At 60.3% G+C, this 18,203-nt stretch carries 19 protein-coding genes; 9 read left to right on the forward strand and 10 right to left on the reverse strand.

Annotated elements, in window-relative coordinates; translation table 11 throughout:
• Positions 1-203: 203 nt before the first annotated feature.
• The 5 genes from HYE77_RS29475 to colR all read right to left on the reverse strand — a co-directional run bounded on the left by HYE77_RS29475 (position 204) and on the right by colR (position 3,977).
• The gene (locus HYE77_RS29475; protein WP_008433604.1) at positions 204-434 is read right to left on the reverse strand and encodes a hypothetical protein; all 231 of its coding nucleotides are present in this window, start codon (positions 432-434) and stop codon (positions 204-206) included.
• Positions 434-1,150, reverse strand: a complete 717-nt coding sequence (locus HYE77_RS29480; protein WP_023659223.1) for a lipopolysaccharide kinase InaA family protein — start codon at positions 1,148-1,150, stop codon at positions 434-436. The genes HYE77_RS29475 and HYE77_RS29480 overlap by 1 nt, the downstream gene beginning before the upstream one ends.
• Before the next feature lie 4 nt (positions 1,151-1,154).
• Positions 1,155-1,835, reverse strand: coding sequence for a class I SAM-dependent methyltransferase (locus tag HYE77_RS29485; protein ID WP_177070225.1), 681 nt, complete (start codon positions 1,833-1,835; stop codon positions 1,155-1,157).
• Between the two features lie 188 nt (positions 1,836-2,023).
• The gene (locus HYE77_RS29490; RefSeq protein WP_102369809.1) at positions 2,024-3,304 is read right to left on the reverse strand and encodes a HAMP domain-containing sensor histidine kinase; all 1,281 of its coding nucleotides are present in this window, start codon (positions 3,302-3,304) and stop codon (positions 2,024-2,026) included.
• Positions 3,294-3,977, reverse strand: coding sequence for a two-component system response regulator ColR (gene colR / locus HYE77_RS29495; RefSeq protein WP_003208587.1), 684 nt, complete (start codon positions 3,975-3,977; stop codon positions 3,294-3,296). Before colR ends, HYE77_RS29490 begins: the two co-directional genes overlap by 11 nt.
• Positions 3,978-4,178: 201 nt before the next feature.
• Between colR and HYE77_RS29500 the strand changes: the two genes are divergently transcribed.
• The 6 genes from HYE77_RS29500 to HYE77_RS32750 all read left to right on the forward strand — a co-directional run bounded on the left by HYE77_RS29500 (position 4,179) and on the right by HYE77_RS32750 (position 10,495).
• Entirely contained in the window at positions 4,179-6,128 is a 1,950-nt protein-coding gene (locus tag HYE77_RS29500) for an LTA synthase family protein (RefSeq protein ID WP_003208588.1), read from the forward strand.
• A gap of 54 nt (positions 6,129-6,182) precedes the next feature.
• The gene (locus HYE77_RS29505; protein ID WP_177067294.1) at positions 6,183-6,926 is read left to right on the forward strand and encodes a phosphatase PAP2 family protein; all 744 of its coding nucleotides are present in this window, start codon (positions 6,183-6,185) and stop codon (positions 6,924-6,926) included.
• 73 nt (positions 6,927-6,999) lie between these two features.
• Positions 7,000-7,698, forward strand: coding sequence for a response regulator transcription factor (locus HYE77_RS29510; RefSeq protein WP_177049768.1), 699 nt, complete (start codon positions 7,000-7,002; stop codon positions 7,696-7,698).
• Positions 7,688-8,983, forward strand: coding sequence for a HAMP domain-containing sensor histidine kinase (locus HYE77_RS29515; protein WP_177022732.1), 1,296 nt, complete (start codon positions 7,688-7,690; stop codon positions 8,981-8,983). The genes HYE77_RS29510 and HYE77_RS29515 overlap by 11 nt, the downstream gene beginning before the upstream one ends.
• Before the next feature lie 85 nt (positions 8,984-9,068).
• Complete coding sequence (locus HYE77_RS32745; protein ID WP_256347523.1) at positions 9,069-9,653, forward strand: glycosyl hydrolase family 8; 585 nt, start codon at positions 9,069-9,071, stop codon at positions 9,651-9,653.
• Positions 9,605-10,495 (forward strand): glycosyl hydrolase family 8, encoded by an 891-nt coding sequence (locus tag HYE77_RS32750; RefSeq protein WP_256347524.1) that lies wholly within the window; start codon positions 9,605-9,607, stop codon positions 10,493-10,495. Before HYE77_RS32745 ends, HYE77_RS32750 begins: the two co-directional genes overlap by 49 nt.
• A 131-nt stretch (positions 10,496-10,626) precedes the next feature.
• Here HYE77_RS32750 and groL read toward each other — a convergent pair whose 3' ends face one another.
• The 4 genes from groL to HYE77_RS29540 form a co-directional block, all read right to left on the reverse strand.
• On the reverse strand, positions 10,627-12,270 hold the full coding sequence (gene groL, locus HYE77_RS29525) for a chaperonin GroEL (protein ID WP_003208597.1): 1,644 nt from the start codon (positions 12,268-12,270) through the stop codon (positions 10,627-10,629).
• A 50-nt stretch (positions 12,271-12,320) separates the two neighbouring features.
• Complete coding sequence (groES, locus tag HYE77_RS29530) at positions 12,321-12,617, reverse strand: co-chaperone GroES (protein WP_017846112.1); 297 nt, start codon at positions 12,615-12,617, stop codon at positions 12,321-12,323.
• Positions 12,618-12,866: 249 nt separating this feature from the next.
• On the reverse strand, positions 12,867-13,343 hold the full coding sequence (locus HYE77_RS29535) for an FxsA family protein (protein WP_003208601.1): 477 nt from the start codon (positions 13,341-13,343) through the stop codon (positions 12,867-12,869).
• A gap of 66 nt (positions 13,344-13,409) precedes the next feature.
• Positions 13,410-14,141, reverse strand: coding sequence for a HugZ family protein (locus HYE77_RS29540; RefSeq protein ID WP_003208603.1), 732 nt, complete (start codon positions 14,139-14,141; stop codon positions 13,410-13,412).
• Between the two features lie 75 nt (positions 14,142-14,216).
• On the opposite strand from HYE77_RS29540, the gene HYE77_RS29545 reads away from it, so the two are divergent.
• On the forward strand, positions 14,217-14,975 hold the full coding sequence (locus HYE77_RS29545; protein ID WP_003208604.1) for an SDR family oxidoreductase: 759 nt from the start codon (positions 14,217-14,219) through the stop codon (positions 14,973-14,975).
• 15 nt (positions 14,976-14,990) lie between these two features.
• Here the strand turns inward: HYE77_RS29545 and HYE77_RS29550 are convergent, their stop codons facing one another.
• On the reverse strand, positions 14,991-15,998 hold the full coding sequence (locus tag HYE77_RS29550; protein ID WP_003208606.1) for a DUF481 domain-containing protein: 1,008 nt from the start codon (positions 15,996-15,998) through the stop codon (positions 14,991-14,993).
• Positions 15,999-16,200: 202 nt separating this feature from the next.
• Here HYE77_RS29550 and HYE77_RS29555 point away from each other — a divergent pair, with 202 nt between their 5' ends.
• Both HYE77_RS29555 and HYE77_RS29560 read left to right on the forward strand, forming a co-directional pair.
• Positions 16,201-16,515, forward strand: a complete 315-nt coding sequence (locus HYE77_RS29555) for an MGMT family protein (protein WP_218166212.1) — start codon at positions 16,201-16,203, stop codon at positions 16,513-16,515.
• A 43-nt stretch (positions 16,516-16,558) separates the two neighbouring features.
• A complete protein-coding gene (locus HYE77_RS29560; RefSeq protein WP_008433581.1) occupies positions 16,559-18,100 on the forward strand; it encodes an AmpG family muropeptide MFS transporter in 1,542 nt (513 codons plus the stop codon).
• Positions 18,101-18,203: the final 103 nt, after the last annotated feature.

The raw sequence follows: 18,203 nt of genomic DNA on the forward strand, positions 1-18,203 counted from the left end.
GCGAGGCACCGAGTGGTGGGGCAAAGACCTTTTGGTTACTTTTGGGGCGTTTGCCAAAAGTGACCCGCTGTAAGAGCGGAACCATAAGCCGCCGTTACCGCAGCAACGGATATGTACTCGATCAACCAACCAACCAACCCAAAACCCAAGCCCAAATAAAAGGCCTCGAACTAGCGAGGCCTTTTATTTGGGCTTCAATCTCTTCAACTCTGTGGCCTCATCCCTTGGGACATCCCGAACATGAACAACAACAACTCATGATCAGGCTTGGCCGCGACACCGACCTTGGCGATCCGCGGCATCGGGCATTGCTGCCCGACACCCTGCACCGCACTGAGAACTTGTGTCCGGGGCTGCTCCCAGGCAGCCAGGGCCAGGGCAGCTATGCCCAACGCCCCCAACAGAAACAAACCTCGTGCAATTTCTAGCTTCATTACGTTAAACCCTTGATAGCGCTGCCAAACGCCGTCTCGTAAAAGTAGCTCAGTTTTTGCCAGTCCGTAGCATTCCACGACGAATGGCGGCGCAACTGCAACATGTCATGCCGGGCCGCCCGCAAAGCGGTCAAGCGCTGCCGGCACTTCTCGAAATCCAGCAACGCCACCTCAACCTTCGCCGCGTCCCCCTCACCCGTCACCCGCACAAAGATATGCTTGATATACAGGCAACCATGCTGCCAACGCCCCTTGTGCATCCGCGCCAACGTACCCGCGAGTTCCTTGAGCAAACGCTCATGCACCAACTCGCCATACTGCTCACGACCACCCGCGGCGTACCAGTTTTCGATCTCGTCGAAACCGTCCAGCGACGCCGTCACCAACAACGCCTTCCATTGGTGCTCAGGATCGCGACGGGCCTCGCAGAACACCAACTCCGGCACGCGTACATCCAGCAAGCGCAGGCCCTTCAGGGCGTCACGCTCACGCAACACAGTGGGGCGCCCAAACGGATGGAGCCAACTACGGTAGATATGACCGGTCTGGCGCTTGCTGTAGAGCAAACGCCCATTGGTGCCCGTTACCCGTTGCACACCACTTTCACCGCCACGACGACGATTGGGCTCTTCGACCCACTCGCCCTGCTGGCGCCAGAAATAATCAAATCGCTCTTCGGGAGCTACTTCACTACCTGGTAAACACTCGACAGCCATCCTGTTACCTCTTGCGCAATACATACACTCGCCACATGGCGTAGAGCGGTATGAAGTCCAGAGATTCCTGAACACGGAAACCGGCCTGCTCAAACTCTGCCTCAACAGTAGCAACCGGTAACACAAACCGATTTTGGTAACCTTCCTGCTCACCCTTGTTGCGACGCCGCACTTCGGCACGCTTGCGTTTCCACGCCTTGAAGTTGCCGTCCACCCACAGCGAGATAATCACGCTGTCACGGGTAACACGCTGAAATTCGCGCAGTATTGCCAGCCTGTGCTCGGGGTCACCAATGTGGTGCATCAAGCGCATGCAGAAAATACTGTCGACCGCATTATCTGGCAAATCGATATCAAAGGCAGACGTTTGCAAGGGGCGTACCCGTTTCACCACATCCGCCGGCTGGGCGACGGTGGCAATCTTCAACATCGACGCGGAGTTGTCGGCGCCGATGATCACGCGGTTGGGCTTTTCTGCCAGCAACGGCCAGAAACGCCCGGCACCACATGGCAAATCCAGCACCAGGCCAGGCTCACCGGCCATGGCCAGCGCACCACGGGCCAATTGCTCGTCGCGTTTGTGGGACAACCGGCGAGCCAGATTGTCCTGGTGTTTGAGTAAATAATTCTGCGCGTGCTGATCGTCGTACTTTTCGGAAAATTCGAGCTTGATCGGGGTAGGCATCACCGGGTCTCCAGTTACTGATGCCTACAACCTTAAAAAGAATCCTGTGATCAACAGGTCAACACGTTGTGAAAAACTTGTCCTGTCGAATCGTATACATTACAAAACTTTGCAGACACAAGTCGTGGCATGATGCCATCTTCGGCGAAAATCAGGAAGTCTGCCGCAGCTTAGCGGCAGGGCAGGCATCAGGCTTTGACCTGACTCAATTCGACGTGAAAGCGGCAGCCGTTGGGCTCCATGGTGCTGAGGCTGACGCTCCAACCCTGGTTCTCGCAGATGCGCTGAACCAAGGACAAACCCAGGCCAAGGCCTTCACCGCGCTTTTCACTGCCACGCACAAACGGTTCGAACATCGCTTCGCGCTTGTCCTCGGGAATGCCCACGCCAGTGTCTTCCACCACAAAACCGCTCGGTTCCAGGGTAAGGCGGATCAAGCCATGCTCGGTGTAGTGCAGGGCATTACGCAACAGGTTGCCCATGACCGCGTGCAGGAAGGTCGCGTTGTAGCGGGTATCCAGTGGATTGCCCGGTTGATAGATCAGCTCAAGGCCTTTGCGCTCGATCGGCTCACGCCAGATCCCCAGCAAGTCCTCGGCCACCTGGGCCAGGTTGGCCTGGGGCGACATGCCGGCCTCCTCGCGCTGGGCACGGGCCAGCATCAGGAAGGTCTGCACCAGTTCGCGCATTTCTTCACAGGCCCGCGCAATGCGCTCGACCTGCTTGCGGCCGCGCTGGTCAATCGCGGGGTTCTCCAGCAACAGCTCGCAGGAACTGGCGAGCACCATCAGCGGGGTGCGCAATTCGTGGCTCACGTCACTGGTAAACAGTTGCTCCCGGGACAATGCCTGGCGCAAACGGCCCAGGGTGGCGTCGAAGGCCACGGCCAATTCGCCGACTTCATCCGCGGCGTAATCCGGCGCCAGCGGTGGTGCCAGTCCGAGTAACTGGTCGCGGTGCCGCACCTGGCGGGCCAGACGCACCACCGGCGCCATTACCTTGCGCGCCAGTACCCAGCCGAGGAACACCGCCAACGCCAGGCTGAGCACAAACCCCACCAGCACCACGGCAAACAGCACGCGCTCGCGCTCTTCGAAATCGCTCTGGTCTTGCAGCAGGACATAACGGCGGCCGTCGACCACCTCGACCATGGCATGGTAGGACAACGCCTCCCGAAACACTTCGTGAAAACCAGGCTCCAGATGGCGCAAATCCTTGGGCAGCTCGAAATCGCCGGGGCCGCCGCTGAAGTAGAACAACTGGTCGGGCTCGGGGCGATGGCTCCAGTCCTCGACGCTGTCCATCAGCAGCAGCCGTTGCAAGTCACCGCCCAGGCCTGCCGATATGAGTTTTTCTTCCACCAGGTGCACCGTAGCGACGATACCCATGGCGAAGGCCCCCGCCACCAACGCGCTCATCAAGGCGAAGGCGATGATGATCCGTTGGGCAAGGCTTTGCTTAAACTCCATCACGACCCTCGGCCAGGCGATAACCCACACCGTGCACCGTTTGCAGCAACGGCTTGGCGAAGGGTTTATCAATCACCTGACGCAGCTGATGGACATGGCTGCGCAGGCTGTCGCTGTCCGGGCAGTCATCGCCCCACAGGGCTTCTTCAAGAATCTCACGGCGCAATACATGCGGGCTTTTCTGCATCAGCACCGCCAACAGCTTCAGGCCGACCGGGTTGAGCTTGAGCAGGCGCCCTTCGCGGGTGACTTCCAGGGTGTCGAGGTCGTAGTTCAGGTCACCCACTTGCAAGGCACGGCGCCCGCCACCCTGGGCACGACGCAGCACCGCTTCGATACGCGCGGCCAGCTCCGACAGCGCAAACGGCTTGAGCAGGTAGTCATCGGCGCCGGACTTGAAGCCCTGCAGCCGGTCATCCAGTTGGTCGCGCGCAGTGAGCATGATCACCGGCGTGTCGCGGCGTGCGTCTTCACGCAGGCGTTTGCACAGGGTGTAGCCATCAATGCCGGGCAGCATGATGTCGAGCACGATCAGGTCGTAATGTTCGGTGGCAGCCAGGTGCAGGCCCGACAAACCGTCCTGCGCACAGTCTACGGTGTAGCCCTTCAGCCCCAGGTAATCGGCCAGGTTGGCCAGAATATCGCGGTTGTCTTCAACCAATAAAATTCGCATGGGCAGTGTCTCCGTACGCGGTAACGGCCGTGTTGGCTCGCGCAGCTTAAGGCCAAGTATGGCTCACGGCTAGGCCTGAAGGCCGCGCCGATTACTGTTTTCAACCGATTGGGGAACTTAACGAGTTTTTCACTATAGGTTCACAAGCTGACTACAGTGTCAGCGCGAAGATCGCGCCCATCGAAAATAAGGAACGTTGACATGGGTTTTCCAAAAACGGCGCCAATGCGCTATTTGCTGTTGGTGACCGGTGCCTGGCTGGTGGTTTTTCTACTGACCCGCAGCGTGCTGCTGGTAACCCATCTGGATGAGGTGAGCGGCAACCTGCTGCCGGTATTCGGCGTGGGCCTGCTCTATGACCTCGGCTTCCTCGCCTATGCCGCCCTGCCCCTGGGCCTGTATTTGCTGCTGTGCCCGCCAGGCTTGTGGCGCCGTCGCGGCCATCGCTGGTTTCTGCAGGCGGTACTCACCGTCAGCCTGTTCGCCATGCTTTTCACCAGCGTGGCCGAATGGCTGTTCTGGGACGAGTTCGGCGTGCGCTTCAACTTCATTGCCGTGGATTACCTGGTCTACTCCAAGGAAGTGCTGAACAACCTGCTGGAGTCGTATCCGATCGGCAAGCTGCTGAGCCTGCTGGCCGTGATGGCGATCGTCTTGAGCGTGGTCTTGCGTAAACCGTTCAACGCGGCCATGGACGCGCCGTTGCCTGCGATGCGCAAGCGTCTGCTCAGTGCCCTTGGCCTGTTGCTGGTGGCCGGCCTGAGCCTGCAACTGATCAACCAGGACAGCCCGCGCAGCCAGGGCGGCAACGCCTACAACAACGAACTGGCCAGCAACGGCCCCTATCAGTTCTTCGCCGCCTTCCGTAACAACGAACTGGACTACACCCAGTTCTACAAGAGCCTGCCGGCGGATGTAGTCGCCAAGCAGTTGCGCGCCGAACTCAGCGAGCCCAACGCACGGTTTATCGGCACGGATCCGCTGGATATCCGTCGCGCCATTACCAACCCGGGCACGCTGCGCAAACCCAACATCGTGCTGGTGACCATCGAAAGCTTCAGTGCCAAGTACATGGGCAGCAACGGCGACCCGAATAACCTCACGCCCAACCTCGATGCGCTGCGCAAACAGAGCCTGTACTTCAATAACTTCTACGCCACCGGCACCCGCACCGACCGCGGCCTGGAAGCTATCACCCTGGCCATCCCGCCAACGCCCGGGCGCTCCATCGTCAAGCGTATCGGCCGGGAAAGCGGTTTCGGCAGCCTCGGCCAGCAGCTCAACGCCATTGGCTACGACAGCGTGTTTGTCTACGGCGGCCGGGGCTACTTCGACAACATGAACGCGTTCTTCAGCGGCAACGGTTACCGCGTGGTCGACCAGAGCAGCGTGCCCGAATCCGAAATCAGCTTTAAAAACGCCTGGGGCATGGCCGACGAAGACCTCTATAAACAGACGCTGAAACTGGCGGACGCCGACTACGCCAAGCAGCAACCATTCCTGCTGCAACTGATGACCACCTCCAACCACCGTCCGTATACCTATCCGGCTGGCCGCATTGATATCAAATCCGGTGACGGTCGCGACGGCGCGGTGAAGTACACCGACCATGCCATCGGCCAGTTCCTGGAGGCGGCGCGCCAGAAACCCTGGTTCGACAACACGATCTTTATTTTCGTCGCCGACCACACGGCGGGCAGCGCCGGCAAGGAAGACCTGCCGATGGTCAATTACCAGATCCCGCTGTTCATCTACGCACCCAAGCTGGTAGACGCCGGCGAGAACGCGAAGCTGGCCAGCCAGATCGACCTCGCCCCGACCCTGCTGGGCTTGCTGAACCTGAGCTACGAGTCGACGTTCTTTGGCCGCAACCTGCTGCAAGACAACCCGCTGCCGCCACGGGTAGTGGTCGGCAATTACCAGTACCTGGGGTTGTTCGACGGCAAGGACCTGGCGATTCTCAGTCCGCGCCAAGGCTTGCGTCGGCATGACCAGGCCCTGGGCGACAGCCACGAAATCCGCGTTGGCAGCGATGACCCGTTGATCCAGCGGGCCATCACCTACTACCAGGGCGCCAGTTATGGCTACAAGCAACAGTTGCTGAGCTGGAGGGTGCCCAAGGACGAGGTTCCCCAAGTGAGTACACGCTAACCAAAATGCCCCGGCCAGGTCTGACCGGGGCTTTTTTTAGAGTCTGAGTTCGCCATGCACGCAATCGCTGTTCGTCCGCTATCCCAACCCCTTAACTTCTGGCTGTGCCTCGGTGTGCCTGCCGTTCTGGCGGTGGCCATGTTGCTGCTGGAGCTGACGTCGCTGGACATGGACATCGCCAGGCTGTTTTACGACGCGTCCGAAGGCGGCTTCGTGGGCCGGCACAGTTTTTTTCTGGAGGACATTCTTCACGATCGCGCCAAGCAGATGGTGATCGTGTTTTCGGTGCTGGCAATCGCCGGGTTTGCCGGGGCCTTTGTCTTTGAGCGACTCAAACCCTATCGCCGGGAACTGGGCTGCCTGGTGCTGTCGCTGGCACTGGCCACCTCGTTCGTTTCACCGTTGAAGACGGTGACCGGGGTGCAATGCCCGTGGAGCGTCAAGGAGTTTGGCGGCCAGGAGACGTACAGCGAGCTGCTGAGCCCCAGGCCGCCGACCGACAAGCCGGGGCGTTGCTGGCCGGGCGGGCATGCGGCGACCGGGTTTGCGCTGTTTGCGTTGTTTTTTGCCCTGAGGGATCGCCGACCGCGGATGGCGCGCTCGGCGTTCATGTTTGCGCTGGGCCTGGGCACGGTGCTTTCGGTGAGCCGCACGATGCAAGGGGCGCACTTTCTTTCCCACAACGTGTGGACGGCAATTTTCAGCTGGCTGATTTGTTTGGGCGCCTATTACTTCCTGCTGTACCGGCCGGTGAAAACACCGCAGCCCGCCTTCCGCAAGCAGCCCGTGACGCCGTGATGATCAGCCCTTGCCTAGCCGGGGGCAAGGGCGCAACACTCTGCGCACTTTTTGGCAACGATCCTGCTGAGCCATGTCCGATACCCTGTTGCTGATCGAAGACGACCTGCCCCTGGCGGCACTGACGGCCGAGTTCCTGCGCGCCGAAGGCTTTAGCGTTGCAGTGGAACACCGTGGCGACCACGCCGCCCAGCGTATCCAGGATGAACAACCGGCACTGTTGATCCTCGATGTGATGCTGCCGGGCATCGACGGTTTTACCCTGTGCCGACAGATTCGCGACCACTACCCCGGGCTGATCCTGATGATGACGGCCCTGGACGAGAACGCCGAACAATTGGTGGGGTTTGCCGCCGGGGCCGACGACTACGTGGTCAAGCCGATCGACCCGCAACTGTTGCTGGCAAGGATCCGCTCGCTGCTGCGCCGCCATCCCCAGGCACCTCGCAGCTACTATCAGTGGGGCGCTTTTCGGCTGGACCTGAACAACCACTTCGCCTGGCTTGGCGAGGCGCCCTTGCAGTTTTCGGTGGCCGAATTCGAGTTGCTCGCCATCTTTGCCCGCCATTGCGGCGTATTGCTGACCCGGGAAAAGCTGCTCCAGCGCCTGCGCGGCCTGGAGTACGACGGGCTGAACCGATCGATTGATATGCGGGTGTCGCGCTTGCGCAAAAAGCTGATGAGTCTTGAGTGCCCCGTGACCATCCAGACCATCACGGCGCAGGGATACCTGTTCGTCGAAATCCCGACCGGGAGCCAGCATGCTGTCTAAAGTCCGCCCGTGGATGGCCATCGCGGCCGGCACCAGCTGGGCCGCCCTCACTTTTTACCTGTTGTGGTTGTGCTCGAACGCCTCGGTGTTTATCGGGGACTACAGTTTTCTGCGGCTGATGGCCGGGCCGGGTTATCTGGTTGCCGAGCAACTCAAGGCCTTGCCCGCCGAACAACGGGAGGCGCGCATCGAGTCACTGCAAGCACGCTTTCAGTACCCGGTGAGCCTGGTGAAAAAGGATGATATCGAGCTGCCGCCTGAAGCTATTGTGATGCTCGACCACCATCAGCCGGCGCAGAACAGTGATGAGGACGTCACCTACTTCCCGCTGGACGATGACACGGTGATTCAATTCGGCCCCTTGTGGGGAACCGCCGAAGTGAAGGACCTGCTGCAATATCCGGTGTACTGGGTGACCGCCTGTGTCGCCGGCCTGCCGGTACTGCTGTTTCTCTGGATTGCCCTGCGTGCCCGGCGCAAATACACCCATGACCTCGATGCCCTCAATGCCTGCATTGCTACCCTCGCCCGCTCGCCCAACACGCTGCTGCCCGCGATGAGCCAGGAGTGGGCGCCGCTGCTGCTGACCTTGCAACGGCACGCGCTGGACATCAGCTCGATGGGCGAACGCCACCGGGAGGTTTCCCAGGCGGTGTCCCACGAACTGCGCACACCCCTGGCGCGGATGCGTTTTGCCCTGGCACTGCTGAGTAAAAGCGCCGACCCCGACACCCGCACCCGCCTGCAAGAGCGCCTGCACACCGATATCGAAGAACTGGAGTCGCTGGTTCGCGCCAGCCTCGCCTTTGCCCGGCTGGCCGATGCACCCAGCGACCTGCAGCATGAGCCAATCAATCTCCATGCCTGGCTGCAGCAGGAGTTTGCCCTGCTGGACGGGCACCATCGCTTGCTGACCCTGGACACCGACCCGGCCGACCTGGAACTGATCGGCGACCGCGCCCTGCTGCATCTGATCGTGCGCAACCTGTTAAGCAACGCCATTAACTACGCCCGCGAACGGGTGAACGTCAGCGCCGCGTGCCAGGGCCAGCACCTGGTGCTGCATGTGGATGATGACGGCCCGGGCGTGCTGCCGGAAAACCGCGAAAAGATCTTCGAACCCTTCGTACGCCTGGCCATGGGCGGCGACGAGCCCAGCGGGTTTGGCCTCGGCCTGGCACTGGCCAAGCGCGCCACCCATTGGCACGGGGGTGAGCTGTCGATCACCCGCAGCCCGTTGGGCGGCGCACGCCTGACCCTGACCCTGGCACTGCGTCCGGCCTAGGCTGTTACAGCCTGTGACAGTGGAACATCCTCGCTGCCGCTAACCTCGCGACCTTGCCCTTTGGATCAGGTTGGAGAGTCAGCTCATGCGTCACCCTAGACGGCATCTGCCCACGCTGCTGTTATCACTGTGCATGGCCGCCGGTTCATGGTCAGGCGGCGTTGCGGCCCAGAATGTCCACGCGCCCTACTACCCCGGCACCATCCTGCCCAATCGCCAGCCCCAGGCGATCATGGATCAACAACTGGTCACGTTCTACAAGGACTGGAAGGCGGTTTACCTGTCGGGGGAATGCGGCAGCGGCCGGTATTTCATCAAGGTCAACGCCGACCACAAACCCGTGGGTGGTGGCGCCGCGCCCAACACCATCACCGTGTCCGAGGCCCATGGCTACGGCATGCTGCTCACTGTGATGATGGCCGACTACGATGACGAGGCCCAACGGACTTTCGACGGCATGGTGCGCTACTTCCAGGATCACCCGGCAGCGTCCGATCCCGGCCTGATGGCCTGGAACCAGACCGAGGGATGCGGCGACTCCACCGACCCTTTCCGTGGTGACGTCAGTGCCACCGATGGCGACCTGGACATCGCCTACGCCCTGCTGCTGGCCGATCAGAAATGGGCAGCGAGGGCACCATTGACTATCGCAGCGAGGCCAACACGGTGATGGCGGCGATCATGAAACACGAGGTGCACCCCAGGACTCAGCACCTGATGCTCGGCGACTGGGCCGGTACCGACGGTGACGCAGAGCTTGAGTACACCACCCGCAGCTCGGACTTCATGCAGTCGCACCTCTACAGCTTTTTCACCATGACCGGGGACAAGCGCTGGCAGGCGGTGCGCGACAAGACCTATTCGATCATCAGTGACTTTACCCAACGGTACAGCGCCAACAGCGGGCTGGTGCCGGACTTCATCAGCCACCTGGACACCTCGATCACCCCGGCGCGGCCCGATCTGGTGGAAGGCCCATACGACGGCAGCTATTCGTGGAACGCCGCCCGCTACCCTTGGCGCATCGGCCTGGATTACCTGATGTACGGTGACCCGCGTGCGCTGTACACCCTGACCACCTTCAACCGCTGGGCACGCGCCACCACCCACGATGAGCCGGGCAACTTCAACAGTGGTTACCGGATCGACGGCAGTTCAATCGAGGAAGCGCACAATGAGCCAGCCTTTGTGGCGGCGCTCGGGGTCAGCGCAATGATCAGCCCCGACAATCAGCTGTGGCTCAATAACCTTTGGGACAACCTGCAACGCCGGTCCATCCGTGACCATGACTATTACGGCAATACCCTCAAACTGCTGGGCATGGTGGTCATGTCCGGCCATTGGGAGCGGCCCCAACCGGCGCCCCTCAAAAAAACCGCACACGTGCCTGTCCATCCGTCATCCGGCTCTGCGGCACCGGGACCCGTGGCATCTTTGCCGCCCGCCTCGCACCTGATGCTGGCTCGCGGCTTCATGTTCAAGAAACTGCTGGGGCGTCGCGGCGTCAGCTGAGGCGTGCGCGTAAAGAGAGACGCGGAGCGTCCCTGGCGGCATTCCCACGCAGAGCGTGGGAACGATCAGCATAAAAAAACCCCGCCTGCATCGCTGCAGGCGGGGTTTTTCAGTATCGGGGTAAGGCTGGCTTACATCATGCCGCCCATGCCGCCCATACCGCCCATGTCTGGCATACCGCCGCCAGCTGGAGCATCTTCTTTGATCTCGGCGATCATTGCTTCAGTGGTGATCATCAGGCTGGCAATCGACGAAGCCGCTTGCAGAGCCGAACGAGTCACTTTAGCCGGGTCCAGGATGCCCATTTCGATCATGTCGCCGTATTCGCCGGTAGCAGCGTTGTAACCGAAGTTACCCGAACCCTGCTTGACCTTGTCGACCACTACGCTTGGCTCGTCGCCGGAGTTGGCAACGATCTGGCGCAGAGGTGCTTCAACAGCACGACGCAGCAGAGCGATACCGACGTCTTGGTCAGCGTTGTCGCCTTTCAGCTCGGAGATAGCCTGCAGGGCACGAACAAGCGCCACGCCACCGCCAGGTACCACGCCTTCTTCAACGGCTGCACGGGTAGCGTGCAGGGCGTCTTCAACGCGGGCTTTCTTCTCTTTCATTTCAACTTCGGAACCCGCGCCAACCTTGATCACTGCAACGCCGCCGGACAGCTTGGCCAGACGCTCTTGCAGTTTTTCACGGTCGTAGTCGGAAGTGGTATCAGCCACTTGAGCGCGGATCTGGGTAACACGTGCCTGGATGTCGGCTTCAACACCAGCACCGTCGATCACGGTGGTGTTTTCCTTGGTCACGGTGACGCGCTTGGCATTACCCAGGTGTTCCAGGGTAGCGCTTTCCAGGCTCAGGCCGATCTCTTCGGAGATAACGGTACCGCCAGTCAGGACAGCGATGTCCTGCAGCATGGCCTTGCGACGATCGCCGAAACCAGGTGCCTTGACAGCAACCACTTTCACGATACCGCGCATGTTGTTCACAACCAGAGTCGCCAGGGCTTCGCCTTCAACGTCTTCGGAAACGATCAGCAGTGGGCGACCGGCCTTGGCAACAGCTTCCAGAACTGGCAGCAGTTCACGGATGTTCGAGATCTTCTTGTCAACCAGCAGGATCAGCGGGCCGTCGAGCTCGGCGGTCATGGTGTCTGGCTTGTTGACGAAGTACGGGGACAGGTAGCCACGGTCAAACTGCATGCCTTCAACAACCGACAGTTCGTTTTCCAGGCCCGAGCCTTCTTCAACGGTGATCACGCCTTCTTTACCGACTTTTTCCATGGCTTCGGCAATGATGTCGCCGATGGAGCTGTCGGAGTTGGCCGAGATGGTGCCGACCTGAGCGATTGCCTTGGTGTCAGCGCATGGCTTGGACAGGGACTTCAGCTCTTTGACAATGGCGATGGTCGCCTTGTCGATGCCGCGTTTCAGGTCCATCGGGTTCATGCCGGCAGCGACGGCTTTCAGGCCTTCGTTGACGATCGACTGAGCCAGAACGGTAGCGGTGGTGGTGCCGTCGCCTGCGTCATCGTTGGCACGGGAGGCAACGTCTTTGACCAGCTGCGCGCCCATGTTTTCGAAGCGATCTTTCAGCTCGATTTCTTTGGCGACGGAAACGCCGTCCTTGGTGATGGTCGGAGCGCCGAAGCTCTTCTCGATGATCACGTTACGGCCTTTAGGGCCCAGGGTCGCTTTTACTGCGTCAGCCAGGACGTTCACACCGGCGAGCATTTTCTTACGGGCGGAATCGCCGAATTTAACTTCTTTAGCAGCCATGATCGATATTCCTTAAATACTTTGTAGTAACGGGAAGATGAACGGGGAAATCAGCCTTCCAGAACAGCGAGAATCTCGTTCTCAGCCATTACCAGCAGGTCTTCGCCGTCGACTTTCACAGTGTTGCTGCCGGAGTAAGGGCCGAACACAACCTTGTCACCCACTTTCACAGCCAGCGCACGTACTTCTCCGTTTTCCAGGGTCTTGCCTGGGCCAGCAGCGACAATCACACCGTGGTTGGCTTTTTCAGCAGCCGAACCTGGCAGCACGATACCGCCAGCGGTTTTCTTTTCTTCTTCACTGCGACGGATGACGACGCGGTCATGCAGAGGACGAAGCTTGCTCATTGTCGATCTCTCCTAATTGTGTTTTTCATCGGCCGGTGTCAATTCCGGCTAGTTAAATTCCGGCGGTGCCGGTCGCGGTTCGCGGCGCGAAACGCGGAAGTCTGTCTGGTGTCGCCACCAGAAACCTTGCGGTGACCGTTACATAAGGGCGCATAAGCTTATTACAAGGGTACCGAGATGAAAATTTTTGTGTCGGGGGGCGTCTTCAAAAGCCGCACGGCACCCGCGGGTGCCGTGCCAGTGAGGGGATTACTTGGGGTCGCGGTGTTCGAACTCACCTTCGATCACGTCACCTTCGCGCCCCAGGGGCTGGCGCGGGGCCGGGCCACCACGGGGTTGCAGGTCATCGGCAAAGGCGCGCTGGCGAATGGCAGCCTCTTCGGCACGCTGGCGCATCTTGCCCGCCAGCACTTTGCGAGTGAATGGCAGCAACATCACCAGGCCAACCACATCGCTGATAAAGCCCGGCAGGATCAGCAGGCCACCGGCCAATGCCATCATCAGGCCTTCGAGCATGGTCTGGGCCGGCAGCTCGCCGCGATTCAGGCTTTCACGGGCACGCAGCGCCGTGGCCAGGCCGGCGACGCGCAGCACCAGTACGCCGAGCATCGAGCCGAGAATGATCAGCAGCAGCGCCGGGAAAAACCCGATTGCCCCGCTGACTTGTACGAATACGAACAGCTCAAGCACCGGAAACAACAAAAAAAGCAACAAAAAAGGGCGCATCAAATGGTTCCTCAACGCAAGAATGCCTTGCTACTTCACCTTAGATGACGTCGCCGTTTCGTGAATTCAAGCTTCAGCGGCTGCTTTTTTCGGCCAGACCTCGGCGTGAGCCAGGAAAACCAAGGCTTCGCGTACTTGTGTCGGCGTGTTGCAAGGCTCGGCAAAGGGCAGCCAATAGAGGGCCTGGCCAATGCGCAAGTGCATGCCTTCGCTGTCGATACCGGCCAGTTGCGCAGGCTCGGAGGTCGGCAGGCCGGCCAGTTCGACATAGTGGGCAATCGCCTTGGTGTGGTCGCTGTTCATGTGCTCGACCATGCTCAGTTCGGCCTTGCCGGCAAACGGATTGGCCAGGGTCAGTTGGTCGACCCAGTGGATCGCGCCGAACCCGCCGATATAACGATGGCGCACCGGCTTGAGCACCCAGAAGTCAAAATCATGGGCCTTGTGGTAGTTCGCCGAGTCCGGGAAATAGCGGTAATAACGCTCGGCGGCGGCTTCAATCGCAGCGCCGTCTTCGAGCTTTTCGGCCTCGGCGAGGTAGGTCAGGCGCCCTACCGCTTGCACGTCGTCCGCCTCACGCTCACCGACCAGCAACGAGCACTTGGGGTCTTTCTGCAGGTTGTGGGTGTGCTGGGCGATACGGCTGATCAGGATCAGCGGCCGACCCTCGGCGTCCAGGCAATACGGCACCACCGAGCCAAAAGGGAAACCGGGCATGGCCTTGGACAAGGTGGCGAGTGCCCCACGGTATTCCTTGAGCAGTAGTTCTCGGGCATTCTTGGCAACGTGCGCGCTCAACTTATGACTCCTTCGATAAATTTCGTCAAAAAAAAAACCTGGATAGCCGCTTAATTCTGCCCACAGGACTTGCGAATGCATCTCAACGACAAAGTAATCATTATCACCGGCGGTTGCCAGGGTTTGGGCCGCTCCATGGCCGAGTATTTTGCCGCCAAAGGTGCCAACCTGGCGCTGGTGGACCTCAATCAGGAAAAACTCGACCAGGCGGTGGCCGCCTGCCAGGCCCATGGGGTGAAGGCACGCGCCTATCTGTGCAACGTGGCGAATGAAGAGCAGGTGACCCACACCGTGGCACAGATCGCCGAAGACTTTGGTGCGATCAACGGCTTGATCAACAACGCCGGGATCTTGCGTGATGGCTTGCTGCTCAAGGTCAAGGACGGCGAGATGACCAAGATGAGCCTGGCCCAGTGGCAGGCGGTGATCGATGTCAACCTCACCGGGGTGTTCCTGTGCACCCGTGAGGTGGCGGCGAAAATGGTGGAGCTGAAGAACCAGGGCACCATTATCAATATCTCGTCGATCTCGCGGGCCGGCAATGTCGGGCAGACCAACTACTCCGCCGCCAAGGCCGGTGTAGCGGCCGCCACTGTGACATGGGCCAAGGAGCTGGCGCGCTACGGCATCCGCGTGGCGGGCATCGCACCGGGGTTTATCGAGACCGAGATGACGCTGGGCATGAAGCCCGAGGCCTTGGAGAAGATGACCGCCGGCATTCCCCTCAAGCGCATGGGGCGGCCCGAGGAGATTGCCCATTCAGCGGCGTATATCTTCGAGAACGACTACTACACCGGGCGGATTCTGGAAATGGACGGCGGGTTACGCCTTTAATTACCAAGCGGCTCGTTACCAGGCGACGCCGAACCCTGCGGTGTAGCGGGTCTTGCTCAACGCACTTTCCGAGTCGCCACTAATAATGTCGCGCTCGGCCTTGAGGTTGAGGGAGGCCCACTCGGTGACTTTGTAGCGCAAGCCCATTTCCGCATCCAGGGAGTACTCGGACGGCCCGGCCAGCGGCTTGCCCACTTCGCCATTGGTGAAGAATTCAACGGTCTTGCCCACCAGGTAGCGGTTGTAGTTCCACTTCATGGCCAGCGAATAGAAGTTGTCCTTGCCGCCGTCCTGGTATTCATAGTCGGTGCGGTTGACCAGCGAACCGAGGGAGAACGCGCCCAGTTCGTCATCCCAGAATTGGTAGCCCGGGCCGGTACCCACGGTGCGCTGGCGGGACAGGTCCTCGACCTTGTCGCGCTTGTAGGTCAAGCGGCCCTGCCAGAACCAGTGTTCGGTAATAAACCGGTCCAGGTCGTACTCCAGCGCCCAGTTGTCGGTGGTGGTCACGTCGTCCTGGAATTCGCGGTTGTACTCGCCCTCGGCGGTATGGCGCCACTGGCCATGGCGGGCAGTGGTCTTGAAGTCGATGTCGTAGTCGTTGGTGTCTTTTTCCGCGCGCTTGTAGTCCAGCGCCATATCGACATTGCCCTTCCACACCAGGTCCTCGATCACCGGCTTGGGCTTGATGATCTGCTGGATGCTCGCCAGCTCGACGGTCTTGGGCGCCTCGCCGTTGGCCAGGATGACCTTGCCATCGTCGGCCGGCTGCAGGGACTTGGCCTTCTCACCGCTGTAGGCATCCTGCTTGACCAGCAATTCCTGATCGCTCTCCAGGGTCTTGACCTGCTTCCAGTCCACCGGGATCGCGCCGGCATAGTCGGTCTGGATCAGCAGCTTGCCACCGTCGAAAACCTTGATCTTGCCGGTCAGGCGGTCACCGTTCTTCAACCAGACGGTGTCGGCGAGCAACGGGGTGGAGGCGCTGAAGACAGCGAGGCACAGCAGGGTTCTGGACAACATAAGCGGATATGGGGCTCGAGTTTGACGAAAAAACGGGCATTATCGGGGTGGATAACTTCTTAGCAAGGACTGACTCGGGTATTCGTATCGAGTTCCGCTCTCAGCCCCCCATTTTGCAGAAATTTCTTACAAATAGACGGATATTTTCATCGGATATGCCACCGTGAACGAACTGACCGACGCTCCGCAAAGCCCCGCTGAAATGCGCCGCACTGTGCTGTACCTGACCCTCGCCCAAGTGCCCGAAGGCTGCGTGATCAGCTACGGGGAGCTGGCACACCTCGCCGGTTTGGGTCGCGCCGCACGTTGGGTGGGTCGCACCCTGAGCCAACTGCCCGAGGACACCAAACTGCCCTGGCATCGCGTGCTGGGTGCCGGTGGTCGGATAAGTCTGCCGGTGGGCAGTGCCTCGGGTGACGAGCAACGTGCGCGTTTGCGCGGCGAAGGCGTCAGCATCCTGAACAATCGTGTTGATATTCAGCGTCATGGCTGGCGCCCGGTAGAGCACAGCGGTTAGAGTGCGCGCTTTATTTGCGTAATTCTGAGGCAGACTCCAGCCCATGCCCCGTAAAACCTGGCGCGCCGCGCTCGCCGCCTATGCCAGCCCCTCGACGTTAGTGCTGTTGCTGCTCGGCTTTGCTGCCGGCTTGCCTTACATGTTGGTGTTCTCGACGCTCTCGGTATGGTTGCGCGAGGCCGGCGTGGCCCGCGAAACCATCGGTTATGCGAGCCTGATCGGCCTGGCCTATGCCTTCAAGTGGGTCTGGTCGCCCCTGCTCGACCAATGGCGCCTGCCACTGCTCGGCAAGCTCGGACGTCGTCGCTCCTGGCTGGTACTGTCCCAGACGCTGGTGATCCTCGGATTGATCGGCATGGGTTTCTGTGATCCGCAAAAGCATCTGTCCTGGCTGATCGCCATCGCCGTGATCGTGGCCTTCGCTTCCGCCACGCAAGACATCGCCGTAGACGCCTACCGCCTGGAAATCGCCAGCGACAGCCAGCAGGCCGCGCTTGCCGCCAGCTATATGTCCGGTTATCGCGTGGCCGCGCTGCTTGCCACCGCAGGTGCGCTGTTTTTTGCCGAAGGCTTCGGTTCCACCGGGTTCAACTACAAGCATTCGGCATGGGCCGGTACGTACGTGCTGTTTGGTGCACTGATGGTGCCTGCGCTGCTGACCACGCTGTTCATGCGCGAACCCAATGTGCCGCTGCGTACCCAATTGCAGGCCGGGCGCTACAGCTTTGCTCACCAGCTGGTCTCGGTGTTCGTGTTGATCGTGCTGCTGGTCTCGGTACCGGCGATGTTCACCCAGCTGTACAACACTGACTTCGCCAGCGTGCTGTTCCATGGGGTCAGCCTGCTGGACCTGCTGCTGGAAGATCGCGCGTTCCTGCGGGCCATCCTCTACATCATCCTGACCACGCTGTGCCTGTCGACCATGGGCCGCCGGGGCCTGGCGCCGGTGCTCACGCCGGTCAACGACTTTATCCTGCGCTACCGCTGGCAGGCCTTCCTGCTGTTGGGGCTGATTGCCACCTACCGCATGTCGGACACGGTAATGGGCGTAATGGCCAACGTGTTCTATATCGACCAGGGCTTTACCAAGGACCAGATCGCCGGTGTCAGCAAAGTCTTCGGCCTGATCATGACCTTGCTGGGTGCCGGCATGGGTGGCCTGTTGATCGTGCGCTTCGGGATTCTGCCGATCCTGTTCATCGGCGGCATTGCATCGGCCGGCACCAACCTGCTGTTCGTGATGCTCGCCGACATGGGCCCGGACCTGCAGATGCTGATTTTCACCATTTCCCTGGATAACTTCAGTTCAGGCATGGCGACCTCGGCGTTTGTCGCGTACCTGTCGAGCCTGACCAACCTGAAGTTCTCCGCCACCCAATACGCCCTGCTCAGTTCGATCATGTTGCTGCTGCCGCGCTTGATCGGCGGGTATTCGGGGGTGATGGTCGAGAAGTTCGGTTACCACAACTTCTTCATGATCACCTGCCTGCTGGGTGTGCCGACGCTGGTCCTGATCGCCTTGCACTGGTTTCAGGAAAGCCGGCGGATTCGCTTGAATCCTCCCGAGGAAAACGAATCACTGTAGGAGCTGGCTTGCCTGCGATTGCATCACCGCGGTGTAACTGACACACCGTGTTGCCTGCATCGCAGGCATGCCAGCTCCCACAGAAGCCCTGCTCCAGCAACCA

The sequence above is a fragment of the Pseudomonas sp. IPO3774 genome (genome assembly GCF_013386835.1).
Taxonomy (GTDB): domain Bacteria; phylum Pseudomonadota; class Gammaproteobacteria; order Pseudomonadales; family Pseudomonadaceae; genus Aquipseudomonas.